The following is a 24,963-nucleotide window of genomic DNA, read 5'->3' on the forward strand; positions in this document are numbered from 1 at the left end:
CGCGCACCGGCGTGCCCGACAAGCCGGAAGCCTGGCTGCTGGCGGTGGCGCGCCGGCGGCGTGTCGATGCGGTGCGGCGGCGGCTGACCAGCGAAGCCGGCCGCGAGCATCTCAGGCTGATCGCCGAGGAAGCGGAGGCGCGCATGACCAACGAAGACTTGCCCGACGAAGACATGCCCGACGAACGCTTGCGGCTGATGTTCGCCTGTGCCCATCCGGCGATCGAATCGAGCGTCCGCGCGCCGCTGATCCTGCAGACCATTCTGGGTTTCGATGCCGCGACCATCGCCTCCGCCTTCCTGGTCTCGCCGGCGACGATGGGCCAGCGCCTGGTGCGTGCAAAGACCCGAATCCGTGAAACCGGCATTCCGTTCCGCGTGCCGGAGCGGGCCGAACTCGGCGAGCGGCTGGACGCGGTGCTGGAAGCCATCTACGCCGCCTTCGCCGAAGGCTGGTCGGACCCGGCCGGCACCGAAACACAACGCCGCAACCTGGCGACCGAAGGCATCTGGCTCGGCCGGCTGGTGGCCTCGCTGATGCCCGATGAGCCGGAGGCGCTGGGTCTGCTTGCGCTGATGCTGTTTGCCGAGGCCCGCCGGGCCGCGCGGCGCGATGCCGAAGGCGACTTCGTGCCGTTGGCGCTACAAGATTGCGAGCTGTGGGACCGTGCCCTCATCAATGAGGCGGAGGCGCTGCTGTCCCGCGCCGCGCAGAGTGGCGTCATCGGCCGTTACCAGCTCGAGGCCGCAGTCCAGTCGGCGCACGCGGCGCGACGGCTGACCGGTCGCACCGACTGGGTGGCGATCCGCGAGCTCTATGACGCGCTGTTTTCGATCGCCGGATCGCCCGTCGTGGCGATCAACCGTGCGGTGGCGGTCGCCGAGGCCGAGGGCGCCGTGGCGGGACTGGCGGCCCTTTACGTGCTGGGTGACGACAAGCGCCTTGACGACTATCAGCCTTATTGGGCCGCGCGCGCCGGGCTTTTGGCCAGGCTCGGGCAAGTGCCGCAGGCGAGCGAAGCCTATGACCGGGCGATCGGCCTCGAGCGCGACCCGGCGGTACGGCGCTTCCTGCAAGGCAAACGGGCAGCGCTGCGAAATTGACCTTCAGCCCGGCCACATCTCGTGCGACGTGTTGAGCGTCTTCATCAGCGGATGGCCGCGCAGCTTCGCCCACAGGCGTTCAATGTTCGGCCATGCCATCCGCGCGGCCTCGATGTCTGGATGCCAGGCCACCAGCATGACGAGATAGATGTCGGCCAGCGACAGGCCGTCGCCGACCAGCCAGTCACGGCCTTTGAGCACGTTGTCGAGAACGGCGAAGCCACGATCCATCTCGGCGACCGCCGCCTGCTTTACGGCCTTCGTGCCGTCGGCATCGGACGTGTAGCGAGGCGCGTAGTAGAAACGCAGCACCGCCGGATAGAGCACCGACGACATGAAGGCCATCCAGCGCAGGAAATCGACGCGGGCCGGCGCGCCGATCGCCGGCGCCAGGCCGGCCTCGGGATGGCGCTCGGCCAGCAGGATGCAGATCGCCGCCGATTCGGTCATCGACTGCCCGTCCGGCAAGGTCAGCACCGGCACCTGGTTCAGCGGGCTGATGTCGAGGAAGGCCGGATCCGGCCGGTCGGTCTTCGGCACGTCGATCTGCTCGAACGGCGCGTTCGCCAGCGCCAGCGCCGCCTCGACGACGAAGCCGCCGCTGCCGGGCCGTGTGTAGAGTTTGTACATCGGATTCTCCCCCGGCCCGCACCAATCGGGCCGTAGGCGATATGGACCGGAAGCAGGGTTATGCTCAAGCGGGCGTCGGTCGCCACGGCTGGTTTTTTCAGCGGGCCAGATGGCTGGTCGATGCAGAACTTTCTATGCTGTCGGGCCAGCGCCCCCCTCTGTCCTGCCGGACATCTCCCCCACGAGGGGGGAGATCAGCTTCGCCACCGATTTCGCCAATCGCAGGCGGTGCGAGAAAGGCGGGACGACCAACACGGCCAATCTCCCCCCTCGTGGGGGAGATGCCCGGCAGGGCAGAGGGGGGCGCGAAGGATCTCGGCGCTTAAGTTCCGCGCGCCTACGCCCCCAGCCCTTCGAACAGGATCGTCGACAGGTAGCGTTCGGCGAAGTCGGGGATGACCACGACCAGGGTCTTGCCCTTGTTTTCCGGCCGCGAGCCGACGACGATTGCCGCCTGCAGGGCGGCACCCGACGAAATGCCGACCGGCACGCCTTCGAGGCGGGCGACGAGACGAGCATTGGCGACGGAATCCTCGTTCGAGACCTTGACGATCTCGTCATAGATCGTGGTGTCGAGGATTTTCGGCGCGAAGCCGGCGCCGATGCCCTGGATCTTGTGCGGACCGGGCTGGCCGCCCGACAGCACCGGCGATGCCTCCGGCTCGACGGCGACGACATGCAGCGAGGGCTTGTGCTTTTTCAGCACCTGGCCGACGCCGGTGATCGTGCCGCCGGTGCCGATGCCGGCGACGAAGATGTCGACCTCGCCATGCGTGTCGTTCCAGATCTCCTCGGCCGTCGTCTTGCGGTGGATCTCCGGGTTGGCCGGGTTTTCGAACTGCTGCGGGATGATCGCGTTGGGGATGGTCGCGGCCAGCTCGTCAGCCTTGGCTATGGCGCCCTTCATGCCTTTCGGGCCCTCGGTCAGCACCAGTTCGGCACCGAGCAGCGCCAGCATCTTGCGGCGCTCGACCGACATCGTCTCCGGCATGGTCAGGATCAGCTTGTAGCCCTTGGCGGCGGCGGCGAAGGCGAGCGCGATGCCGGTGTTGCCCGAGGTCGGTTCGATCAGCGTGGTCTTGCCGGGAGAAATCTTGCCGGCCGCCTCCAGCGCCTCGATCATCGCCACGCCGATGCGGTCCTTGACCGAAGCGATCGGGTTGAAGAATTCGAGCTTGGCGACGAGCTTGGCGACGATGCCCTTTTCCTTGGCGAATTTGTCGAGCCGCACCAAAGGCGTGTCGCCGATCGTGTCGGTGATGGAATTGTAGATGCGGCCGCGGCCGGGGGCGCGGGCGGAGGTGACGGGCTTGTTCATTGGTTTCGCTCCCAGGAGTCAGGCAAGTAATTTCAGGCAATTGGCGGCAAAGGGCCTTCGGTCGCGCAAGATAGACCGTCAGCGAAGAATATCCGAGTGGGGCGCATGTCTAAAGCGCCTGCGTCTCGGAAAAGCGTTTTCCGAAAAGGCCGATATCTGGAATATTTTGGCCGGGCAGAGGCTACTGGCGGGCAGCGATCGCCGCCGCGGCGCCGACCATGAAGCCGGCGGCGGTGCGGTTCAGCACCCTCAGCGCACGCGGCGATTTCAGGAACCAGCGCGCCTTGGCGGCCAGCGCTAGGTAAGGCACCAGCACGACGAACAGGACGACGATCGTCAGCGCGACGAGAATGCCGTAGTCGGCCAGCGTGATGGTCTTCAAGTCGACGATGGTCGGCGTGATCGCCAGATAGAAGATCATCGTCTTCGGATTGCCGAGCGTGACGGTCAGCCCGGCGATGAAGCTCGACGCCAGTCCACCCTTGCCCTTCCGGGCTTCGACGGTTTCGGGTGTGATGCCGGCGGTCCAGAAGCGCCAGCCGAGGAAAGCGAGATACGCGACGCCGGCCCATTTGACGGCCAGGAACACCATGCCGAAAGTCTGCGCGACGAAGGCGAGGCCGAGGACCACGGCGGTCAGGTAGGTGAGGTCGCCGAGCATCAGGCCAAAGGACATGGCCAGCGACGAGCGGAAGCCGGAGCCAAGCGCCCGCGCGACAAGCGCGGTGACACCGGGACCGGGAATGGCGGCGGCGATGCCGAGAGCGGCACTGTAGGCGAGGAAGCCGGTGAAGGTCATGGCTGGTGGTCCCGGATTGGCCTGCCTTGTCGCATGGAACGGACCAGGATTGAATTCTCTGGGGTCGGAATCCATTGCACCAGACATCCGAGATACCTCGCGCTGGCCCCCTCGTCCGGGTGAGGGGGCTTGCGCCGCCCTGCAGGATCAGGAACGGCCGCCATCGTAGGTGACGCGCCAGATGGTGCCGTTGCCGTCTTCGGTCACGATCAGCGCGCCATCCTTGGCCACAGTCACGCCGACCGGCCTGCCCCACACCTCGCCGTTGGAGACGACGAAGCCGGTCATGAAATCCTCGTATTCGCCGGTCGGCTTGCCATCCTTGAACAGCAGGCGCACGACCTTGTAGCCGGTCCTGTTGCCGCGGTTCCAGGAGCCGTGCAGGGCGACGAAGGCATCGCCGCGATATTCCTTGGGAAACCCGGTGTTCGCGGGCAGGTCCTTGCCGTCGTAGAAGGCGATGTTGAGCGGCGCCGAATGCGCCTGCATCAGCACATCGGGAATATCGACCTTGCCGGCAAGGTCGGGGCGCTCGCCCTTGTGGCGCGGATCTTCGTTGTTGCCGATATAGTACCAGGGCCAGCCATAGAAGGCGCCTTCCCTGACCGATGTGGCGTATTCGGCTGGCACATTGTCGCCGAGCGCATCGCGCTCGTTGACGACGCACCACAGCGCGCCGGTCGCCGGCTGGACGGTCATGCCCGAGCAGTTGCGCAGGCCGGTGGCGACGACGCGGCCGTTCTTGCCGTCGGGGTCGAAGGCCTGCACGTCGGCGCGTCCCTCTTCGGAGCCCCAGCTGGCACCGAGCGGCTTTGACTTGATCCATGCATCGAGTCCGCCCCTCGGCCTCTTGCCCATGTCCCCGGCGGCGTTCGAGCCCGAGCCGACCGACAGATAGAGCGTCTTGCCATCGGGCGAAAAGGCGATGTCGCGGGTCCAGTGATGGTTCGATGGAATGTCGTCGACGATGGTTTCCGGGTCGGCGGATGCCTTGAGATCGCCATTGCGGTAGGCAAAGCGCACGATGCTGTCGCTGTTGGCGACATAGACCCATTGCGGGTCGCTGCCCGGCGGGTAGAAGGCAATGCCGTAGGGCTGGTTGAGATCGCCGGCGAAGATGCTTTTCTCGGCGGGCTTGGCGCTGCCCTCGGTCAGGCGGTAGACGCGGATCTGGTTGGCTTCGCTGTCGGCGACGAACAGGTCGCCATTGGGTGCCGCGCGTACCACGCGCGGATTGTCGATGCCGGACGCGATCAGCTCGGCCGAAAAGCCTTCCGGCAGTTGCGGTTTGGCGTCCGCCGGCCTTTCGGCAAGGCCGGCGCTGTTCGAGGCCGACTTGGCGAGATTGGGCTTCGGTAGGTCTTCCGGCTTGATCAGGCGGCGCACGCCGGGCTTGTCGGCGCGCCAGTCGCCAAAGGCGGCCGGACCCTTCAGCACCGGCTGGTCGGCCTGCTGGGCGAACGCCGCGGTCGCGAGGAGCAGTGCGGAAAGCCCCAGTCCGGCCATTCGGGTCCCAGCGATCATTGTCGTCCCTCCACCTGGTCGCGAAGGAAGTATCAACGGCCGGTTTGTCCCTGGGTTCCGTCTTGCTTCCGGGTTCAGGTCCCGGCGGCGTAAAAATCGTCGTCGAGGCGCTTTTCCAAGGCGACGAGATCCGCCGGCAGCGGCAGGCCCATGGCGCGCATTTCGCGCAGCTTCTCGCGCAGCTGTTCCTGGATTTCGTGCTGGTCTTCCGGCTGGTTGACCATTTCCTCCAGCAGCAGGCTGATCCGGGCCTTGAACTCTTCGAGCGCCATTCTTTTTCTCCTTGGCGGCCAGGAAGCGCAGGAAGTCGCCGCTCGCAGGCCGGCTGAATATCAATATACCTAGCGCAGCATGCGCGATATCAGCTGCGCCGTGTAATCCACCATCGGCACGATGCGCGCGTAATTCAGCCGGGTCGGGCCGATGACGCCGAGCGCGCCGACGACGCGGGCGTCCTTGTCGCGATAGGGCGCGACCACCAGCGACGAGCCCGACAGCGAGAACAGCTTGTTTTCCGAGCCGATGAAGATGCGCACGCCCGATCCCTGCTCGGCCAGATCAAGCAGCTGGATCAGCCCGTCCTGCGTCTCCATGTCCTCGAAAAGGTGCCGCAACAGTTCGATATCGGCCTGCGCGGTGACGTTTTCGAGGAGGTTGGCCCGGCCGCGCACGATGAGCCGCGCCGGCAGGCCGCTTTCGGCGCCCGCCCATACCGCCAGCCCCTTCTCGACGAGATCCTGCGACAGCGTGTCCAGCGCTGCCCTTGTCTCTTCCTTGATGCGAGCGATCTCGGTCCGTGCCTCGGCCAGCGTGCGGCCCCGAATATGCGCGTTGAGGAAATTCGAGGCCTCGTGCAGCTGCGAGACGGTGATGCCGGCGGGCAGCTCGACGACGCGGTTCTCGACGTCGCCATTCTGCGACACCAGCACGGCAAGCGCCTTGGTCGGCTCCAGCTGGATGAATTCGATGTGCTTCAGCGCCACCTCGTTCTTGGCGGCCAGCACCAGGCCGGCGCCGCGCGACATGCCCGACAGCATCTGGCTGGCCTCGGTCAGCATATGCTCCAGCGTCGCGCCCGAGCCCGAGGCCCGCACCTGTGCCTCGATGGTGCGGCGCTCCTCGTCGGAGAGGTCGCCAAGTTCCATGAAGGCATCGACGAAGAAACGCAGGCCGGCCTGCGTCGGCAGCCGGCCGGCCGAGATATGCGGCGCGTAGATCAGCCCGAGATGTTCCAGGTCGCTCATCACATTGCGGATGGTGGCCGGCGACAGCGAGGAGGGCAGGATGCGCGACAGGCTGCGCGAGCCCACGGGCTCGCCATCCCTGAGATAGGAATCGACGATGCGCCGGAAGATGTCGCGTGAGCGCATGTCGAGTGATTGAAGTGCGGGCGATTGCGAACTCGGATCGACTGCCTTGGTCATACGGCCAAAAACCTCCTTGTTCAGGATATAGACTTCGGCACGGTGGGCGCAACCCGGTGTCTGCATCAGATCGCCCGGCGTCTGTGTCAGATCGCCCGGTGCCGCGTTTGCGCTCAGCCGGCCATTTTCCTTTGCGCCATGCTCCCCATGCGGCTACAAGCCGGCCAAGATTCCGAAAATGACAAGAAAGAAGCCTGAATGCGCCCCTCCAAACGCCAATTCGACGAAATGCGCGCCATCTCCTTCGAGCGCGGCGTCTCCAAGCACGCCGAAGGCTCGTGCCTGGTGAAGTTCGGCGACACCCATGTCCTGTGCACGGCGAGCCTCGAGGAGAAGGTGCCGGGCTGGATGCGCAATTCCGGCAAGGGCTGGGTGACAGCCGAATATGGCATGCTGCCGCGCTCGACCGGCGAGCGCATGCGCCGCGAGGCATCCGCCGGCAAGCAGGGCGGCCGCACGCTGGAAATCCAGCGTCTCATCGGCCGTTCGCTGCGCGCCGTGGTCGACCTGCAGGCGCTGGGCGAACAGCAGATCACCGTCGACTGCGACGTCATCCAGGCCGATGGCGGCACCCGCACCGCCTCGATCACCGGCGGCTGGGTGGCGCTGTACGACTGCCTGCGCTGGATGGAAGCGCGGCAGATGACCAGCGTTTCCAAGGTGCTGAAGGACCATGTCGCGGCGATTTCCTGCGGCATCCATGACGGCCAGCCGGTCATCGACCTTGATTATCTCGAGGATTCCTCGGCCGGCACCGACGCCAATTTCGTCATGACCGGCAAGGGCGGCATCGTCGAGATCCAGGGCACCGCCGAGGGCGAGCCGTTCTCCGAAGGGCAGTTCGCGGACTTGATGGGCCTGGCCAAGAAAGGCATCCAGCGCCTGGTGAGTTTGCAGCAGATGGCGGTGGCGTAGGGTCAAATGCCGAGCTTGAGCGCCCCCCTCTGCCCTGCCGGGCATCTCCCCCTCGAGGGGGGAGATCGGCTATGGTTGCGGGTTTCGCCAATCATCAACGTCGAGGCGCCGTCAGCGAAACTGCCAATCTCCCCCCTTGAGGGGGAGATGGCCGGCAGGGCAGAGGGGGGTGCCTCGTGACTCCCTCTGCCATTCTTGAATCAGCCCTCTACGTCACAGACTTGCACGCCGCCGAACAATTCTATCGCGACACCCTCGGCCTTCACCTCCTTGGCAAGGCCGACGGCCGCCACCTCTTCTTCCGTTGCGGACCCGGTGTGCTGCTCATCTTCAACGCCGAGGCAACCAAGATCCCGCCAGCGCCCGATGCCAAGCTGAAGGTGCCGCCGCATGGCGCAGTCGGCGAGGGCCATCTCTGCTTTGCGGCGACCGCCGTGGAAATCGCGGCCTGGACGGCCCATCTCAAGGCGAGGAACGTCGCCATCGAAAGCGAATTCGAATGGCCGCAAGGCGGCCGTTCGATTTATATACGCGACCCCTCGGGCAATTCGATCGAGTTTGCCGAGCCAAGAATCTGGGGCCTTTGATGCATTCGCCAACTGTTCACTCACTCGACGGCAAGAAGATCGTCGTTGCGAGCCACAATGCCGGCAAGCTGCGCGAGTTCGCCGACCTGATGCGGCCGTTCGGTTTCGAGGCGAAGTCGGCCAAGGACTATGGCCTGCCGGAACCGGACGAAACCGGCACCACTTTCGAGGAAAACGCCTACATCAAGGCGCTGGCCGCCGCGAAGGCGACCGGCCTGCCAGCGCTATCCGACGATTCCGGCCTGTGCGTCGACGCACTCGACGGCGCGCCCGGCGTCTACACCGCCAACTGGGCCGAAACCCCCGAGGGCGGCAGGGATTTCGCCATGGCCATGCAGCGCACCGAAGTGGCGTTGCAGGAAGTCGGAGCCGCGTTGCCGGAGCAGCGCAAGGGCCGCTTCGTCGCCGTCATCTGCCTCGCCTTCCCCGACGGCGAGGCCGAATATTATCGCGGCGAGGCCGAAGGCACGCTGGTCTGGCCGCCGCGGGGCGAGCTCGGCTTCGGCTACGACCCGGTGTTCTTGCCGGATGGTTTCGACAAGACGTTTGGCGAGATGAGCGCCGAGGAAAAGCATGGCTGGAAGCCTGGCCAGTCGACCGCGCTGTCGCACCGTGCCCGCGCCTTCCAGAAATTCGCCCAGGCACGATTGGATCTGGCGAGATTGGGCGAGGCATGAGCATGCTGCTCGACCGGGCCCCCGGCTTCGGCGTCTACATTCATTGGCCGTTCTGCGCGGCCAAATGCCCCTATTGCGACTTCAACAGCCATGTTCGCCACCAGCCGGTCGACCAGGAGCGCTTTGCCGCCGCCTTCGAGGCGGAACTGGCGACGATGCGCCAGCGCACCGGCCCGCGTGAGGTGACAAGCATCTTTCTCGGCGGCGGCACGCCCTCGCTGATGAAGCCGGAAACCGTGGCCAGGGTTCTGGACGCCGTCGCCAGGAACTGGACCGTGCCTGACGGCATCGAGGTGACGCTGGAGGCCAATCCGTCCTCGGTCGAGGCCGAACGGTTTCGCGGCTACCGGACGGCCGGCGTCAACCGCGTCTCGCTTGGCGTACAGGCGTTGAACGACAAGGATCTGCGCTTCCTCGGCCGCCTGCACAATGTCGAGGAGGCCTTGCACGCCATCGGGCTGGCGCGGGAAATATTCCCGAGGCTCTCCTTCGATCTCATTTACGCCCGGCCCGGCCAGACGCCGGAAGCCTGGGCATCGGAGCTCGAACAGGCGATCGGCCATGCCGCCGACCATCTGTCGCTCTACCAGCTGACCATCGAGGAAGGCACGCCCTTCCACGCGCTGCACGCGGCGAAGAAATTCATCATCCCCGACAACGATCACGCCGCCGACCTCTATGCGTTGACGCAGGAGATCACCACGGCGCATGGTTTGCCGGCTTACGAGATTTCCAACCACGCCCGGCCGGGCGCCGAAAGCCGCCACAATCTGACCTACTGGCGCTACGGCGAATATGTCGGTGTCGGTCCCGGCGCGCATGGCCGCTTCGTCGAGCATGGCCGCCGCACGGTGACGATCGCCGAGCGTATGCCGGAGACCTGGGCCAATCTGGTCGAGGCCAAGGGCCACGGCATCACCGGCGGCGAGATCCTGACGCGCTCGGAGGAGGCCGACGAGTTCCTGCTGATGGGACTGAGGCTGGCCGAAGGCATCGACCTTTCGCGCTACGAGGCGTTTTCCGGCCGCGGCCTGTCGAGCGCGCGGCTGTCGGTGTTGCAGGGCGAAGGACTGGTGGCGCCGATCGGCAATACGCGGCTGCGCGCCACGCCGGCCGGCATGATCGTGCTCGACGCCGTGGTGGCGGATTTGGCGCGATAGACCAAAAGGTAATTTTCTGCTCAGGCAAAAATGCTACATGCTTGGCTGAAAACCGTCACGCCGTTTCCGATGTGGGTGCGCCATGAAGTATCTGATCCATGAGACGCTGCGCACGGTGAACACGGATGATGTCTTCGAGTTTGGATTGACCGAAATTTCAAAGCCTCAGGCCGACGAGGATTTCTATCGAGCCGATGCCGTAATTATCAAAAATCAGAAGGTCATATCGAGACACAAGCCCTCTGGCATGACTGAGTTCGATGTAGTCCGGGGCTTTCTTACCTATGTCGGCATAAATCTGAGAGCACTGCCGCACGAGCACGCCGTAGAGTTTGAACTCTACGGACTGACACTTGATCAGTACATACCGCTGACCAAGTCGATACGCGAAATGTTCGATGAGTAATGTCGCAGCCGCAGCGCCACTGAGCCAGGAAGCCAAGAGCTGGTGAAAAATGTCCTCTTCGTCTGCAGCCAGAACCGCTTGCGCAGTCCCACGGCCGAACAGGTGTTTTCCAAGCGCCGGGATATCGAGGTCGCATCGGCGGGAACCAACCACGACGCCGATACGCCGCTGACGCACGAACTGGTCGCCTGGGCCGACATCATCTTCGTCATGGAAAAGGTGCACCGCACCAAGCTGCAGAAGAAATTCAAGGCCAGCCTGAACAAGGCCCGGGTCATCTGCCTCGATATACCCGATAACTACGAGTTCATGGATCTGGAGTTGATCGAGCTTCTTAAGGCGCGCGTTTCACGCTATCTCGGTTGAAACCCGAAGCGCGAGGCCCGAATGAACCTGACCTTCTCCTCCTGGCAATTCTGGGCGCTGCTGTCCGCGGCCTTCGCGGCACTGACGGCGATCTTCGCCAAGGTCGGCATCGAGAACATCAATTCCGACTTCGCCACCTTCATCCGCACGGTGATCATCCTGGCCGTGCTCGGGGCGATCCTGCTGGCCAGCGGCCAGTTCCAGTCGCCGTCCACGATCTCCGGAAAGACCTGGCTGTTCCTCGGCCTCTCCGGTCTGGCGACCGGGGCCTCCTGGCTCTGCTATTTCCGCGCGCTGAAGATCGGCAATGCGGCGCAGGTGGCGCCCATCGACAAGCTAAGCGTCGTGCTTGTGGCGGTGTTTGGCGCGGTCTTTCTCGGCGAGCGCCTCTCCGGAGCGAACTGGCTTGGCGTCGCCCTTATCGCGGCGGGTGCTGTGCTGGTCGCCTATCGGGGTTAGCGGCACGCCATGGCGTGCGCTCTTCGTTTCAAGACGGGTGATGAAGATATCGAAGCGATTGGGCATCGTCCGGTCAGTGCTCCGTCATGCTTTGGGGTTCGGTGTCGGAATGCCTGATGGTTGTCGGCACGGTGCTCATCGGCAAGCCGCGTGCGGGCCGCCTGGTCGGGCTGGCGTCGGTCTCTGCAGGCAGCCGCGTGTCCTTGGCAACGCGGTTGCGGCCGGCATAATAGGGCTCGAAAGCGTCCTGTATCTTGAGGCTGTCCATCCTGTCCTCCCGGGGAATCAGGGACTAAATCTGCCAAACCCGGTTTCGTTCCCTACTGTGGCAAAGGAATGGCGATTGCCTTACATCGACGTGAGCTTTTGCAAGCCCGCGCCAGCCATGCCAAACAAGGATTTGGCATGGCCAAACAGGCCGAAGGGAGAGTTGATCAGTGACCGGTGAGACGGGCAAGCGCAGCTATGTGGTCGGGCAGGCCGAGATCGCGGCCCGGCCGCTGGAGCCGGCGCTCTATCTGGTGGCGACGCCGATCGGCAATCTCGCCGACATCACGCTGCGCGCGCTGGAGACGCTGGCCGCCGCCGACATCGTCGCCTGCGAGGACACGCGGGTGTCGCGCGTGCTGCTCGACCGCTACGGCATCCGCCGCCGCACCACGGCCTATCATGAGCACAATGCCGGCGAGGCCGGGCCGAAACTGATATCGTCGCTTCAGGCCGGCCAGAGCGTGGCGCTGATTTCCGATGCCGGCACGCCGCTGGTGTCCGATCCCGGCTACCGACTGGTCGGCGAAGCGCTCGACCAGGGGATTCGCGTCGTGCCCATCCCCGGTCCGTCGGCGCCGCTTGCCGCGCTGACGGCGTCGGGCCTGCCGTCGGACGCTTTCCTGTTCGCCGGCTTTTTGCCGGTCAAGGTTGGCCAGCGGCTGTCGCGGCTGGAAGCGCTGAAAGCCGTGCCGGCGACGCTGATCTTCTTCGAATCGCCGCGCCGGCTGGCTGAGTCGCTCGGCGCTATGGTTGAAACCCTGGGCGGCGAACGCAAGGCCGCTATCGGCCGCGAATTGACCAAGACGTTCGAGGAGATGCGCACCGGCACGCTGCAAGCGCTGGCCGATCACTATGCGGCGGCCGATACGCCGAAGGGCGAGATCGTCGTCTGTATCGGTCCGGCAGAGGCCAAGGCGGACGAGCCGGCCGATATCGACCGGTTGCTTTTGTCGCTCGCCGCCGAGATGCCGGCCTCCAAGGCGGCGGCGGAAGCGGCCAAGATGACCGGCGGCCAGAAGCAGACGCTTTACCGGCGGCTCCTGGAACTGAAGGATATGGAAGGCAGCGGTGGCTGAGCGCCCGACCGCCAGCCGCCAAAAGGCCTATCGGCGCGGCCATCGCGGCGAATGGCTGGCCGCGGTGGCGCTGATGCTGAAGGGTTACCGGATCCTGGCGCGCCGCCACCGCACCCGCTTCGGCGAGATCGACCTCATCGCGCGGCGCGGCGACCTCGTGCTGTTCGTCGAGGTCAAGGCGCGCCGCACGCTGATGGAGGCCATGGAGGCGATCGGTCATGAATCGGAGCGCCGCATCGAGGGGGCGGCCGACATCTGGCTGTCGCGGCAGGCGGACTATGGCAAGCTGTCGATGCGCTTCGACATGGTCGCGGTGCTGCCCTGGCGCTGGCCGGTGCATGTCGAGAATGCGTTTTATGGGAGGAGTTAGAGGGTTACTTGCCGGCGTTGCTCGCCCTTCGCTGGCTCAGGGCGTTCGTCGTTCGGAAAGCCAAGCAATTGGCTTTCCGTCCGCTACGCGGACCACTCCTCACCCCCAGATCATCAACGCCACCAGCCCGACGCCGCCGACCACCAGCCGCCACCAGCCGAACAGCGAATAGCCGTTGCGCGAGACGTAATCGAGCAGGAAGCGCACCACGATGAGTGCCGTGACGAAGGCGGCGACGAAGCCGATGGCGATGATCGGCAGGTCGGCACTGCTCAGCACATTGCGGTTCTTGAACAGGTCGAAGGCGAAGGCGCCGACCATGGTCGGAATGGCGAGGAAGAACGAAAACTCCGCCGCCGCCCGCTTGTCGACGCCCAAAAGCAGCGCGCCGACGATGGTCGAGCCCGAGCGCGATGTGCCGGGAATCAGCGACAGGCACTGGAACAGGCCGATCTGCAGGTAAAGCCGGGTCGGAAACCGCTCGACGTCGCGATAGACCGGCTTGAGGTTCATGCGGTCCACCGCCAGCAGCACGACGCCGCCGATGATCAGCATGATGCAGATCAGCCTTGGCGATTCGAACAGCACCGTCTTGATGAAATCATGCGCCAGCGCGCCGATGACCGCCGCCGGCAGGAAGGCGATGAGGATGCCGATGACGAAATGCCTGGTCAGCCGGTCGTGCGGCAGTTCGAGCAGCATTTTCCAGAGGCGGCGGAAATAAACGCTGAGGATCGCCAGGATGGCGCCGAGCTGGATCAGGATCTCGAAGGCCTTGCCGGTCGAGTGGAAGCCGAGGAAATGGCCGGCGAGCAGGATATGACCGGTCGAGGACACCGGTATGAACTCGGTCAGCCCCTCCAGCAGGCCGAGCAGCAGGGCTTCGACGAAGGTCTGGCTTTCCATGGCTACCTCGGCATTTGCGTGATGGCTGACAGAACGGCTTGCTTGTCATGGCCTGCAAGTCCCCCTATAGGTCGCAACACCCTGACGGCCCGCTAACCGGGCGGCCAAGACTTACCGGTGCGCCCGGCGATTCGCCAGTGTGGCAATCCGGAATTCGCCACAGCTGGGACGAGCGCGATGCGCGAATTCCGGATTCTGAGCCACACTGCCAACTTAAGTTCTGGTGTGGTTTGGATTTGAAGTTCCTGAACGCGGATGCCGTTGAGGGGACAGGAACTTCAAATCCGAACCACACCAGTGCGCTTTATCATCGCGGAACCATGCTGACGCTTTTCCACCATCCCATGTTCGCCACCTGCCGCTTTGTCCGCCTCGCCTTTGGCGAGTATGGCGAGGAGCTGGCGCTGATCGAGGAGAAGCCGTGGACGCGGCGCAAGGAGTTCCTGGCGCTGAACCCGGCCGGCACGCTGCCGATCCTTTTGGCCGAAGGCGACGTGCCGATCGTCGGCGCAACGGTCATCTCGGAATATCTCGACGAGACGCGCGGGGTCTTGAAGCGCGACAAGCGGCTGTTCGCCGAGGACCCGATGCAGCGCGCCGAGATCCGCCGGCTGATCGACTGGTATCTCAACAAGGCCGAAAGCGAGGTCACAAGGCATCTGGTGCGCGAGCGCGTGCTGAAGCCGATCATGCCGGAAACGGCGGGCGGCGGCTCACCCGATTCAGGCGCGATCCGTGCCGCGCGCGCCAATATCCGCCAGCACATGAAATACACCAACTGGCTGGCCGGCACCCGCCATTGGCTGGCCGGTTCCAGGGTCACCTATGCCGATCTCGCCGCCGCCGCGACGCTGTCGGTGCTCGACTATCTCGGCGAGATCGACTGGCGCGAACACACTGCCGCGCGCGAGTGGTACACGCGGGTGAAGTCGCGGCCCTCCTTCCGGCCGCTTTTGACCGACCGGGTGCGCGGCCTGTCGCCGGTGTCGCATTATGCGGACCTCGACTTCTGACGCCGCGAAACTGCGCGCGCTGATCGACGCGGAGGCGCGTCGCGCCGGCTTCGACGCCGTCGCCGTCACCTCTCCCGATGCGATCCCGTTGGCGCCGTCGCGGCTGGCCGAATTCGTCGCCGACGGTTTTCACGGCTCGATGGACTGGATCGCCGAGACGCTTGCGCGGCGCAGCGAGCCTTCCACGCTCTGGCCTGAAGTGCGCTCTATCATCGTGCTGGCGATGAACTACGGACCGGACCACGATCCGCGCGATCTGCTGGCCAGGCGCGACCGGGGCGCGATCTCGGTCTATGCGCAAAACCGCGACTATCACGAGGTGATGAAGGGGCGGCTGAAGGAGATCGCCGGCAAGATCGTCGCACGCGCCGGCGGCGACGTCAAAGTGTTCGTCGACACTGCACCGGTCATGGAAAAGCCGCTTGCGGAAGCCGCGGGCCTGGGCTGGCAGGGAAAGCACACCAATCTGGTCAGCCGCGAACACGGTTCCTGGCTGTTCCTCGGCACCATCTTCACGACCGCCGAACTCGCGCCCGACCGGGCCGAGATCGACCATTGCGGCTCCTGCCGCGCCTGCCTTGATGCGTGCCCGACCGATGCCTTCCCGGCGCCCTATAGGCTCGATGCGCGGCGCTGCATTTCCTACCTCACCATCGAGAACAAAGGGCCGATCCCGCATGAATTCCGCGAGGCGATCGGCAACCGCATCTATGGCTGCGACGATTGTCTAGCCGCTTGCCCCTGGAACAAGTTCGCCAGGGCGGCTTCCGAGGCAAAACTCGCCGCGCGCGACGATCTGCGTGAGCCGGCGATCGCCGACCTGCTCGAACTGGACGATGCGGCCTTCCGTGCCTTCTTCTCGGGCTCGCCGATAAAGCGCATCGGCCGCGACCGCTTCCTCCGCAACGTTTTGATCGCAGCCGGCAATTCCGGTGATCCCGCGCTCGCCGGCACCGTGCGCGGACTGCTGGGAGATACCTCGCCGCTGGTGCGGGGCGCGGCAATATGGGCGCTGGCGCGGCTTGTGCCCGATGCCGAATATGCCGAACGGGCCGCCATCGGCCTGGCAACCGAGAACGATGCGGCGGTGCGCGAGGAATGGCGCCTGGCGCGGCCAACCAGGGCACATGCATGAGCGAAAAACAGGTCTTCGTCTTCGGCGCCGGCTACTCGGGCAAGGCCTTTGCCCGGGCCAACCCGGGTGCTGCCGCGATCATCGGCACCACGCGCTCGCCCGACAAATTCGAGGCGCTGCGCCAGGCCGGCATCGCACCGCTGTTGTTCGACGGCGCGCTGACCGCTGAAGTCGGCGAGGCGCTGAAGAAAACGACGCATCTGATGGTTTCGGTCGCCCCCGACGACGCCGGCGATCCCGTGCTGAATGCCGCCCGCGCGGCGATCGCTCGAATGCCGGCGCTGGAGTGGATCGGCTATCTCTCCACCGTCGGCGTCTATGGTGATTATGCCGGCGCCTGGGTCGATGAAACAGCCGAATGCCGGCCGGTGTCGAAGCGCTCGGTGATGCGGGTCGCGGCGGAGCAGGATTGGCTGAAGCTTGGCAGGGACATCGGCCGGCCGGTGGCGATCCTGCGGCTATCCGGCATTTACGGTCCGGGCCGCAACGCCCTGGTCAATCTGGAAAACGGCACCGCGAGGCGATTGGTCAAGCCGGACCAGGTGTTCAACCGCATCCATTGCGACGACATTGCCGGCGCGCTCTGGCAGCTCATCGGGAGCAACAAAGGCGGCATCTTCAACGCCACCGATGATGAGCCGGCGCCGCCGCAGGATGTCGTCGCCTATGCCGCGTCGCTGATGGGCGTCACGCCGCCGCCCGAAATTCCTTTCGACGCCGCCCAACTTTCGCCCATGGCGCGGTCCTTCTATGGCGAAAACAAACGGGTCGCCAATGCGGCGATCAAGGCGGCGGGCTATCGTTTTCGCTTTCCGGATTACCGCACCGCCTTCGACCATATGTGGGCTGACGGCAACTGGCGCGCCGGCGAAGCGCGTAGCCCGATGAAGCGCTGACTGTTGCGTGCTATGATTCGGTCTTGGGCTTGCGTTGGGGATCCGGTTTCATGAATACGGCGATGCGGCTGGGCAAGAAATCACTGTTGGCGGCGGCACTTGGCCTGCTCGCTCTCGCTGCGCAGCCTGCAATGGCCGAGGAGCGGGCCAAAGACCTGTTCGGCGCCAAGAAACTGCCGGCGGCGACCGCGGCGCAGTCGATCGGCTTCTACTCCAAGGGCTGTTTCGCCGGCGGCGTCGCCATTCCAATGGACGGCCCGACCTGGGAGGTGATGCGCCCCTCGCGCAACCGCCGCTGGGGCCATCCGGCGATGATCGCGGTGATCGAGAAATTGTCGCGCGACGCTGCCGCCGATGGCTGGCCCGGCCTTTTGATCGGCGACATTTCGCAACCGCGCGGCGGCCCGATGATGACCGGCCATGCCTCGCACCAGATCGGCCTCGACGCCGATATCTGGCTGACGCCGATGCCCAGCCGACCGCTGTCGACGGCACAGCGCGAATCGATGAGCGCCACCTTGATGGTCGACGAGAAGACCCATCTGGTGAAGGACGCATTGTGGACGCCGCAGCACACGGCGCTTCTGAAACGGGCGGCAAGCTATCCGCAAGTCGAGCGCATCCTGGTCAATCCGGGCATCAAGAAAAAGCTCTGCGACACCGTCAAGGGCGACCGCGCTTGGCTGCGCAAGGTCAGGCCGTTCTGGGGCCACGACTATCATTTCCACATGCGCATCGGCTGCCAGCCGGGTTCGCCCAATTGCAAGGCCCAGGAAACGACGCCGGATGATGACGGCTGTGGCAAGCCATTGGCCTGGTGGTTCACGCAGGAGCCGTGGCGGCCCAACAAGAACCCCGATGCGCCGAAAGCCCGTGACGTGATGACGATGGCGAACCTGCCCAGCGAATGCCGCGCCGTGCTCGACGCGCCGGGGCCGGCCTCGGCCGAAGCCGCGACCTACCATGGCGGCGCCGTGCCGGTCGCGGTGGTCGCATCCGAACCGGAAGCGCCGGCACAGCCCGTCACCACGGTCAGCGGCGCTGGCGATTTGCCAAGCGCGGCCAATGCGTTCGCAGCCACCCCCAGGATGGGCGCTCCGGTGCCACGTCCGCGACCGCCGGCGAACTGACCGCCGCGCACAATGATAGCGTCCCTCGCCCCGTTTACGGGAGAGGATGCCGGCAGGCAGGTGAGGGGCGGCGCCGGCGCTTGAAAACTGGCACTGAAGCGGCTTTCCCTTTGCGGGACCATGCGCTAGTCAACGACGAGGCAGCGAGAAGCTGCCGAGAACGAGGCGGACGAAGAGCATGGCAGGCGATGACGACACTTTGCTGCGGTTTCCGATCCTGATCGGCGACATCGGCGGCACCAATGCGCGCTTTTCGATCGTGCTCGACGCCAATTCCGAACCTACCGAGCCGCAAATCGTCCAGACCGCCAACTACAACACCATCGACGAGGCGATCCAGGCGGCAGTGCTCGACCGCTCGTCGGTCCGGCCCAATTCGGCGGTGCTGGCGGTGGCCGGGCCAGTCGACGGCGACGAGATTGAGCTCACCAACTGCCCTTGGGTGGTCAAGCCCAAGCAGATGTTCGCCAATCTCGGCCTGAGCGACATCGTCGTGCTCAACGATTTCGAGGCGCAGGCGCTGGCCGTCGTCGCGCTCGGCGAGGAGCACATGGAAAAGATCGGCGGCGGCACGCCGGAGCCCAATGCCGGGCGTGTGGTGCTCGGACCCGGAACGGGCCTCGGCGTTGCCGGGCTGGTCCATGCGCTGCGCCACTGGATCCCGGTGCCCGGCGAGGGCGGCCATATGGACATAGGCCCACGCACGCCGCGCGATTTCGAGGTTTTCCCGCATATCGAGAAACTCGAGGGCCGCATTTCGGGCGAACAGATCCTGTGCGGGCGCGGCCTCGTCAACGTCTACCGGGCGGTGGCCAAGGCCGACGGCAAGCCGGCGCCGTTCACCACGCCGGCCGAGGTCACTGGCGCGGCATTGGCCAAGACTGATCCGGTCGCGCAGGAAGCGCTGGAAACATTCGTCACCTGCCTCGGGCGCACCGCCGGCGACCTTGCCCTTGTGTTCATGAGCCGTGGCGGCGTGTTCTTGACCGGCGGCATCGCGCAGAAGATCGTGCCGGCGCTGAAGCAAGGCAATTTTCGCGCCGCCTTCGAGGACAAGGCGCCGCACAGCGCGCTGATGCGCACCATGCCAGTCTATGTCATCACCCATCCCCTGGCGGCACTTCTGGGCCTTGCCGCCTATGCCAGGAACCCCTCGCTGTTCGGCGTCCAGACGGCGGGCCGGCGCTGGCAGGCCTGAAGCTCAGGGGCCGCGGTCCGCTTGGGCGCCCGCGACGAAGTTAATCAGCCGCGGCCATAGGCAAGCCGGCCGCATGGCGCTAAGAGGGGTGCCGAATTTGCAGCCCGGTCCTACGAGGCGGAAAACCACAAAGCGCTCCCGATTTGACCCTTCAAGCCCCACACAAACAGAAAGTCCGGCCCAGCGAGGTCACGGCGGTGCTCCGCCGCATCCTCGCTGAGAACGGCAATGAGTATCGCTGGACCTATGTCGTTGCCGTCACCTGCCTGCTGATTGTTTCCGGCACCACTGCCTTCACGGCGTGGATCATGGCCCCGATGATCAACCAGATCTTCTACGAACGGCGCGGCGATATGATCGTCTGGATCTGCGCCGGTTTCATGGGCGCCTCGGTGCTGCGCGGCTTCGCCGGCTACGGTCAGGCCGTCGCGCTGGCCAAGATCGGCAACAATCTGGTCGCGCGCTACCAGAAGCGCAGCTTCGACCATCTGATGAAGCTCGGCGTCGACTTCTTCAACGATACGCGTTCCGGTCGGCTGGCGGCACAGGTCAACGAGAATGTCGGCGGCGTTCGCGATCTTCTGTCGCTGACACTGACCTCCATCAGCCGCGACGCGGTCACGCTGATCGCTCTCGTCGGCGTCATGATCTACCAGGATCCAGTGTTGTCGCTCAGCTCGCTGCTTATCGGCCCGCCGCTGATCTGGGCCGTCGTCTACATCACCCGCCGACTGCGGCGCATCAACCGGGAATCCGTGCTGATCAATTCGCGGCTGAACGGGTCCGTGCAGGAGGCCACGCAGGGCATCGCCATCGTCAAGGCCTTCACCCTGGAGGAGGAGCTGGCGCGCCGCATCGGCATCATGGCCGATACGGCCGAGCAGCGTAACAACAAGATCGCCCGCGTCTCGGAGCGGCTGTCGCCGATTTCCGAGATCCTGGGCGGCCTCGCCATTACCTCCGTGCTTGCCTATTCCGGCTACCGGGCGTTGGTGCTTGGGCAACCGCCGGGCGCGGTGTTTTCCTTCATCACCGCGCTGATCATGGCCTACGACCCGGCAAGACGCCTGGCGCGCACACAGGTGGGCATGGAACGTGCGCTGGTCAACGCGCGCATGATCTACGAGTTGCTGGACCTGGAGCCGAAACAGGGCGACGCGCCCGATGCCGTCGAGGCCAGGGTCACCACCGGCGAGGTGCGCTTCGACAATGTGACGTTCGGCTACAGCGCCGACCTGCCGGTGCTGAGGGATCTGAGCTTTACTGCCGCCGCCGGCAAGGTGACGGCGATCGTCGGTGCGTCGGGCGCCGGCAAATCGACGCTGGTGGCGCTCCTGCAGCGCTTCTACGACGTCGACCAGGGCACCATCGAGGTCGATGGCCAGGACATCTCGAAAGTGACCAAGCATTCGCTGCGGCAGTCGATCGCCTATGTGGCGCAGGCCCCTTATCTGTTCGAGGGCACGATCCGCGACAACATCCGCTACGGTCGTCTGTCGGCCACGGACGCCGAGATCGAACAGGCGGCCAAACAGGCGGCAGCCGACGAGTTCATCCGCCAGCAGCCGCAAGGTTACGACACGCCGGTCGGCGAAGGCGGCTCGACCCTTTCCGGCGGCCAGCGCCAGCGCGTCTCGATCGCCCGCGCCATCGTGCGCCAGGCACCGATCCTGCTGCTCGACGAGGCCACATCGGCGCTCGACAACGAGGCCGAAGCGCGCGTCCAGGAGGCGCTGACGCATGTCATGCAGGGGCGCACGACGATCGTCATCGCGCACCGGCTGTCGACAGTGATCAATGCCGACCACATCATCGTGCTGGAAGAGGGACGGCTGGTCGAGGAAGGCACGCACGCGACGCTGATGGCCGACCCGGACAGCATCTATGCCCGCTTCCACCGCATACAGGGCGTCAAGGGCCTGGGGCTTGTCGACGACAGCGCGCCGATCCAAACTTCGGGCCGAGACCTAGAGACGCAAAACATCGCCGGGAGCACGGCATGAGCGAGATATCGGCAACGACCGGCAAGCCTGCAAGCGATGGCAAGCCTACAGGCGATATGGGCCTCGTGGTGGTGGGCGCGGCCGGCCGCATGGGCCAGACGCTGATCCGCGCCATCCACACCATTCCGGGCGCGCGCGTCATCGGCGCCGTCGAGCGGGCGGGCTCGCCCCATCTTGGCAAGGATGCCGGCGAATTGGCGGGCATCGGCATCATCAATGTGTCGATATCAGACGATCCGCTGCCGGCCTTCGCCAAGGCCGACGGCGTGCTCGATTTCACCACCCCGGCCTCGACGGTCGAATTCGCCGGCTACGCTGCGCAGGCGCGCATCGTCCATGTCATCGGCACCACCGGCTGCTCGGCGCAAGACAATGCGAAAATCGCGGCCGCCGCGCGCCACGCGACGATCGTCAAGTCAGGCAATATGAGCCTCGGCGTCAATTTGCTGGCGGTGCTGGTCGAACAGGCGGCGCGGGCGCTCGACGCCGACGATTTCGACATCGAGATCCTCGAAATGCACCACAGGCACAAGGTCGACGCGCCGTCCGGCACCGCGTTGCTGCTCGGCGAGGCCGCCGCCGCCGGACGCGACATCGCGTTGGCCGGCAATGACGTGCGTTCACGCGACGGCCACACAGGCGTGCGAAAAACCGGCTCGATCGGCTTTGCCACGCTGCGCGGCGGCTCTGTCGTCGGCGACCACAGCGTGATCCTGGCCGGCACCGGCGAGCGCATCACGCTGTCTCATCATGCCGAGGACCGTGCCATCTTCGCCCGCGGTGCCGTCAAGGCGGCGCTTTGGGCACGCGGCAAGAAGCCGGGGCTGTATTCGATGCGGGACGTGCTCGGCTTAAGCTGAGGCGGACCGTCACATCTTGTAGCGATTGTAGGGAGCAAACATGTCGAGAACCCTCGTGCTCGTGCGCCACGGCCAGAGCGAATGGAATTTGAAAAACCTGTTCACCGGCTGGCGCGACGTCGACCTGACCGAGCAGGGCCATGCCGAAGCCAAGGCCGCCGGGCAAAAACTGAAGGCGCGCGGCCTGAAGTTCGACATCGCCTTCACCTCTGCCCTGGTCCGGGCGCAGAAAACCTGCCAGCATATTCTCGACGCCGTCGGCCAGAGCGACCTCGAGACCATCCGCGACCAGGCGCTGAACGAGCGCGACTATGGCGACCTTTCCGGCCTCAACAAGGACGATGCCCGCAAGAAGTGGGGCGAGGACCAGGTGCACGTCTGGCGCCGCTCCTACGACGTGCCGCCGCCCGGCGGCGAAAGCCTCAAGGACACCGGCGCGCGCGTCTGGCCCTATTACCTGCATGATATGCAGTCGCACGTGCTGCGCGGCGGCACCGTGCTGGTTGCCGCCCACGGCAACTCGCTGCGCGCGCTGATCATGGCGCTGGACGGCAAGTCGGGCGAGGAGATCGTCAAGCTCGAACTCGGCACTGGCGTGCCGGTCATCTACCAGCTCAACGCCGATTCCACCGTCGCGTCGAAGGAAGTGCTGGAGGGCTGAGCCGGCAAGCGGCGAACCGCTTTGAAAAAAGCGCGTTGACAGCAATCACTTGCCCGCTTACATGAGCCCGCACCAGCCCAGATGGCGGAATTGGTAGACGCGCACGGTTCAGGTCCGTGTTCCGCAAGGAGTGGAGGTTCGAGTCCTCTTCTGGGCACCAAATTCCCGTTTCGAACCGTTCTATGTGGTTCAGACGCTTAGACAAAAAGCCCGGTTCGTCCGGGCTTTTTTGTTATTCCGCGGCAGCAAGCTGTCGGCCCTGGCTGTACTCAGACCAAGCCTGTCTCAGGATCTGAACGGACGAGGTCAGGAATATCCCGGCCATCAGTGCGGCGACGACGAGATCCGGCCAGGCGGTGGATGTGCCCCAAACCCCTATGGCGGCAGCCATCACCACCACATTTCCGATGGTGTCGTTGCGCGAGCAAAGCCAGACCGAGCGGACATTCGCGTCGCCATCCTTGTAGGGACGCAGCAGCAGGACGGAGGCGAGGTTTGCCGCCAGCGCCATGAAGCCGATGACACCCATGACCTCCGCACTCGGAACGCCGAGGATCAAGGTCTGGTAGGCCGTCGAGCCGAACACCCACAGCGCCATGACGAACAGCGACAGGCCCTTGAACAAGGCCGCCGTCGCGCGTGTCTGCAGGGTCGCGCCGATCACGGCGAGGCTGAGGCCGTAGGTGACGGTATCGGCGAGGAAGTCCAAGGCATCGGCCTTGAGGGCTTGCGATCCGGCCAGCTGCCCGGCAACCATCTCGGTGAGGAACATCGCGCCGTTGATCGCAATGACAGCCCAAAGCACGCGTTTGTAGCGAATATCCATGCCATCGAAGACGGCCACGCCGCCCGAGCAGCATGAGGCATTCGCCGAGCCCACACCTGCCGCTTCCGCCTTGCCGATCCCGGCCGGCAGCACCAGAGGCGGCGGGCCTGCGCAGATCGTCGTTTCGTGAGCGCAGCAATCGTGGGCCATTGAAAATCTCCATGTTTCAAGCCACTTTAGTTCCTCTAGCCACTAGAGGTTCAAGGGGTTTTATGGATTTCTCAATCGGCGAGCTTTCGCGGCGAACGGCGGTGAAGGTCCCCACCATCCGCTACTATGAGCAGATCGGCCTGCTGCCGGCGCCACCGCGCACCGACGGGCAGCAAAGACGCTACGCCAAGGGCGCCGTTTCGAGGCTGGCTTTCATCAAACATGCCCGCGAACTGGGCTTTGAGGTCGACGCCATTCGGACGCTGCTGGCGCTTCAGGACAGACCAGAGCAGTCCTGTGCGTCAGCCGACGCCATAGCCAAGGCCCGGCTGGCGGAAGTCGAGAGCAGAATCGCCAGCCTCAACGCTCTGCGACTGGAGCTGGCACGCATGGTCGATGAGTGCGCCTGCGGCCGGGTGGCTGAATGCCGGGTCATCGAGACTTTGGCTGATCGGAGCCATGAACACGGCCCTTTGGCTCTGGGGTGAAGTGTCCAATCCGCATGGGCTCTGCTCGGCGGCCAGCCAAATGTCAGCTGCAGCACGGCTTTCCCTCAATTGCCGGTGCACAACATGAAACGCTGGCCTTCTGTTGCGCCTCGAGCCATCGGTCGCGCGGCTTGCAGCTCGCTGGCCGCGGTGACAAGTCGACACGCACGGTGCCCGCGACGATTTCGGGCAGGGCCGCGCTGTAGAGTTGCATGGGCCGCACGCCGTCGCTGACCTCGAAGGTCAGCTTGGCCGAATGGTCGAGCCCGACATGCTCGGTTACCTTGCGGATGATGGCCGAGAACCTGGCCGCCGGCATATGCGTGCGTTCGGCCTCATCCACATCAAGCAACTGCACAAAGATCTCCGACCAGGATTCGGGATTGGCGCTGCAATCGAGCGCGGCGAACTGGCCGGCCTTCACCTCGGTCACGTGATAGCCAGACCGCACCGCGTGTCCGTCATAGACAAACACCAGGGCTTTTTCCCCGTGGGCGGACAGGAACCCAAGCAAGCCCTCTATGGTGATGTCGGCCGAGCCGGGCGGCAGGATATGGTCGAATTCGGGGTGGTCGAATTCGTTGTTGTCAGGGCCGACCATCTGCGGTAATCC

The 24,963-nt window shown here is 65.1% G+C and carries 29 protein-coding genes and 1 tRNA gene; 20 read left to right on the top strand and 10 right to left on the bottom strand.

Translation table 11 applies throughout. The features are described from left to right. Positions 1-1,103, top strand: a 1,103-nt coding sequence (locus X743_RS157910) for a DUF6596 domain-containing protein (protein ID WP_023765301.1), incomplete at its 5' end; no start/stop codon positions are given. Between the two features lie 3 nt (positions 1,104-1,106). Here X743_RS157910 and X743_RS157905 read toward each other — a convergent pair. The 6 genes from X743_RS157905 to hrcA all read right to left on the bottom strand — a co-directional run bounded on the left by X743_RS157905 (position 1,107) and on the right by hrcA (position 6,798). Continuing rightward, a complete protein-coding gene (locus tag X743_RS157905; RefSeq protein WP_023765302.1) occupies positions 1,107-1,733 on the bottom strand; it encodes a glutathione S-transferase family protein in 627 nt (208 codons plus the stop codon). Between the two features lie 337 nt (positions 1,734-2,070). After that, positions 2,071-3,051: a cysteine synthase A gene (gene cysK, locus X743_RS157900; RefSeq protein WP_023765303.1), complete on the bottom strand. Its 981-nt coding sequence runs from the start codon at positions 3,049-3,051 to the stop codon at positions 2,071-2,073. Between the two features lie 181 nt (positions 3,052-3,232). After that, a complete protein-coding gene (locus X743_RS157895; protein ID WP_023765304.1) occupies positions 3,233-3,850 on the bottom strand; it encodes a LysE family translocator in 618 nt (205 codons plus the stop codon). 147 nt (positions 3,851-3,997) lie between these two features. Continuing rightward, entirely contained in the window at positions 3,998-5,374 is a 1,377-nt protein-coding gene (locus X743_RS157890) for a sorbosone dehydrogenase family protein (protein WP_031257662.1), read from the bottom strand. A gap of 74 nt (positions 5,375-5,448) precedes the next feature. Further along, entirely contained in the window at positions 5,449-5,646 is a 198-nt protein-coding gene (locus X743_RS157885; protein ID WP_013892036.1) for a hypothetical protein, read from the bottom strand. Positions 5,647-5,715: 69 nt separating this feature from the next. Beyond that, positions 5,716-6,798 (bottom strand): heat-inducible transcriptional repressor HrcA, encoded by a 1,083-nt coding sequence (gene hrcA / locus X743_RS157880; RefSeq protein ID WP_023765306.1) that lies wholly within the window; start codon positions 6,796-6,798, stop codon positions 5,716-5,718. A 198-nt stretch (positions 6,799-6,996) separates the two neighbouring features. Between hrcA and rph the strand changes: the two genes are divergently transcribed. The 7 genes from rph (at position 6,997) to X743_RS157840 (ending at position 11,368) form a co-directional block, all read left to right on the top strand. Then, positions 6,997-7,713 carry a ribonuclease PH gene (gene rph / locus X743_RS157875; protein WP_023765307.1) on the top strand — a complete coding sequence of 239 codons (717 nt, stop codon included), beginning with the start codon at positions 6,997-6,999 and terminating at the stop codon, positions 7,711-7,713. A 176-nt stretch (positions 7,714-7,889) separates the two neighbouring features. Beyond that, positions 7,890-8,300, top strand: a complete 411-nt coding sequence (locus X743_RS157865) for a VOC family protein (protein WP_023765309.1) — start codon at positions 7,890-7,892, stop codon at positions 8,298-8,300. Beyond that, positions 8,300-8,977, top strand: coding sequence for an RdgB/HAM1 family non-canonical purine NTP pyrophosphatase (gene rdgB, locus X743_RS157860; RefSeq protein ID WP_023765310.1), 678 nt, complete (start codon positions 8,300-8,302; stop codon positions 8,975-8,977). Before X743_RS157865 ends, rdgB begins: the two co-directional genes overlap by 1 nt. Beyond that, a complete protein-coding gene (gene hemW / locus X743_RS157855) occupies positions 8,974-10,137 on the top strand; it encodes a radical SAM family heme chaperone HemW (protein WP_023765311.1) in 1,164 nt (387 codons plus the stop codon). Before rdgB ends, hemW begins: the two co-directional genes overlap by 4 nt. An 82-nt stretch (positions 10,138-10,219) precedes the next feature. Next, a complete protein-coding gene (locus X743_RS157850; protein WP_023765312.1) occupies positions 10,220-10,543 on the top strand; it encodes a hypothetical protein in 324 nt (107 codons plus the stop codon). Between the two features lie 42 nt (positions 10,544-10,585). Next, positions 10,586-10,909, top strand: coding sequence for a low molecular weight protein tyrosine phosphatase family protein (locus X743_RS157845; protein WP_023765313.1), 324 nt, complete (start codon positions 10,586-10,588; stop codon positions 10,907-10,909). A 21-nt stretch (positions 10,910-10,930) separates the two neighbouring features. Then, positions 10,931-11,368, top strand: a complete 438-nt coding sequence (locus X743_RS157840) for an EamA family transporter (protein WP_023765314.1) — start codon at positions 10,931-10,933, stop codon at positions 11,366-11,368. A 73-nt stretch (positions 11,369-11,441) separates the two neighbouring features. On the opposite strand, the gene X743_RS157835 is transcribed toward X743_RS157840, so the two are convergent. After that, positions 11,442-11,636: a hypothetical protein gene (locus X743_RS157835; RefSeq protein ID WP_023765315.1), complete on the bottom strand. Its 195-nt coding sequence runs from the start codon at positions 11,634-11,636 to the stop codon at positions 11,442-11,444. A gap of 169 nt (positions 11,637-11,805) precedes the next feature. Here X743_RS157835 and rsmI point away from each other — a divergent pair, with 169 nt between their 5' ends. Together rsmI and X743_RS157825 are read left to right on the top strand one after the other, a co-directional pair. After that, a complete protein-coding gene (gene rsmI / locus X743_RS157830) occupies positions 11,806-12,714 on the top strand; it encodes a 16S rRNA (cytidine(1402)-2'-O)-methyltransferase (protein ID WP_023765316.1) in 909 nt (302 codons plus the stop codon). Continuing rightward, positions 12,707-13,084 carry a YraN family protein gene (locus X743_RS157825; RefSeq protein WP_023765317.1) on the top strand — a complete coding sequence of 126 codons (378 nt, stop codon included), beginning with the start codon at positions 12,707-12,709 and terminating at the stop codon, positions 13,082-13,084. Before rsmI ends, X743_RS157825 begins: the two co-directional genes overlap by 8 nt. A 99-nt stretch (positions 13,085-13,183) precedes the next feature. Here X743_RS157825 and X743_RS157820 read toward each other — a convergent pair whose 3' ends face one another. Then, positions 13,184-13,990 (bottom strand): undecaprenyl-diphosphate phosphatase, encoded by an 807-nt coding sequence (locus X743_RS157820; protein ID WP_023765318.1) that lies wholly within the window; start codon positions 13,988-13,990, stop codon positions 13,184-13,186. Positions 13,991-14,310: 320 nt separating this feature from the next. Here X743_RS157820 and X743_RS157815 point away from each other — a divergent pair, with 320 nt between their 5' ends. From X743_RS157815 to X743_RS157775, 9 genes are all read left to right on the top strand, one after another. Continuing rightward, positions 14,311-15,003, top strand: coding sequence for a glutathione S-transferase family protein (locus X743_RS157815; protein WP_013892024.1), 693 nt, complete (start codon positions 14,311-14,313; stop codon positions 15,001-15,003). Further along, complete coding sequence (gene queG / locus X743_RS157810) at positions 14,984-16,138, top strand: tRNA epoxyqueuosine(34) reductase QueG (protein ID WP_023765319.1); 1,155 nt, start codon at positions 14,984-14,986, stop codon at positions 16,136-16,138. Before X743_RS157815 ends, queG begins: the two co-directional genes overlap by 20 nt. Next, positions 16,135-17,034, top strand: a complete 900-nt coding sequence (locus X743_RS157805) for an SDR family oxidoreductase (protein ID WP_023765320.1) — start codon at positions 16,135-16,137, stop codon at positions 17,032-17,034. Before queG ends, X743_RS157805 begins: the two co-directional genes overlap by 4 nt. A 50-nt stretch (positions 17,035-17,084) precedes the next feature. After that, a complete protein-coding gene (gene mepA, locus X743_RS157800; RefSeq protein ID WP_023765321.1) occupies positions 17,085-18,164 on the top strand; it encodes a penicillin-insensitive murein endopeptidase in 1,080 nt (359 codons plus the stop codon). Positions 18,165-18,342: 178 nt separating this feature from the next. Further along, positions 18,343-19,362 (top strand): glucokinase, encoded by a 1,020-nt coding sequence (locus X743_RS157795; RefSeq protein WP_013892020.1) that lies wholly within the window; start codon positions 18,343-18,345, stop codon positions 19,360-19,362. Positions 19,363-19,505: 143 nt separating this feature from the next. Beyond that, a complete protein-coding gene (locus X743_RS157790) occupies positions 19,506-21,365 on the top strand; it encodes an ABC transporter ATP-binding protein (protein ID WP_023765322.1) in 1,860 nt (619 codons plus the stop codon). After that, positions 21,362-22,225 carry a 4-hydroxy-tetrahydrodipicolinate reductase gene (gene dapB, locus X743_RS157785; RefSeq protein ID WP_051508531.1) on the top strand — a complete coding sequence of 288 codons (864 nt, stop codon included), beginning with the start codon at positions 21,362-21,364 and terminating at the stop codon, positions 22,223-22,225. The genes X743_RS157790 and dapB overlap by 4 nt, the downstream gene beginning before the upstream one ends. A gap of 40 nt (positions 22,226-22,265) precedes the next feature. Then, positions 22,266-22,886 carry a 2,3-bisphosphoglycerate-dependent phosphoglycerate mutase gene (locus X743_RS157780; protein ID WP_023765324.1) on the top strand — a complete coding sequence of 207 codons (621 nt, stop codon included), beginning with the start codon at positions 22,266-22,268 and terminating at the stop codon, positions 22,884-22,886. A gap of 75 nt (positions 22,887-22,961) precedes the next feature. Further along, a tRNA-Leu gene (locus tag X743_RS157775) sits at positions 22,962-23,046 on the top strand. 72 nt (positions 23,047-23,118) lie between these two features. Here the strand turns inward: X743_RS157775 and X743_RS157770 are convergent. Beyond that, entirely contained in the window at positions 23,119-23,862 is a 744-nt protein-coding gene (locus tag X743_RS157770; RefSeq protein ID WP_023765325.1) for a cation transporter, read from the bottom strand. 62 nt (positions 23,863-23,924) lie between these two features. On the opposite strand from X743_RS157770, the gene X743_RS157765 reads away from it, so the two are divergent. Further along, positions 23,925-24,350 (top strand): helix-turn-helix domain-containing protein, encoded by a 426-nt coding sequence (locus X743_RS157765; protein WP_023765326.1) that lies wholly within the window; start codon positions 23,925-23,927, stop codon positions 24,348-24,350. Between the two features lie 43 nt (positions 24,351-24,393). Here X743_RS157765 and X743_RS157760 read toward each other — a convergent pair whose 3' ends face one another. Continuing rightward, positions 24,394-24,951 (bottom strand): DUF6428 family protein, encoded by a 558-nt coding sequence (locus tag X743_RS157760; protein ID WP_023765327.1) that lies wholly within the window; start codon positions 24,949-24,951, stop codon positions 24,394-24,396. Positions 24,952-24,963 lie beyond the last annotated feature (12 nt).

The organism is Mesorhizobium sp. LNHC232B00 (genome assembly GCF_000502435.1).
Classification (GTDB): Bacteria; Pseudomonadota; Alphaproteobacteria; order Rhizobiales; family Rhizobiaceae; genus Mesorhizobium; species Mesorhizobium opportunistum.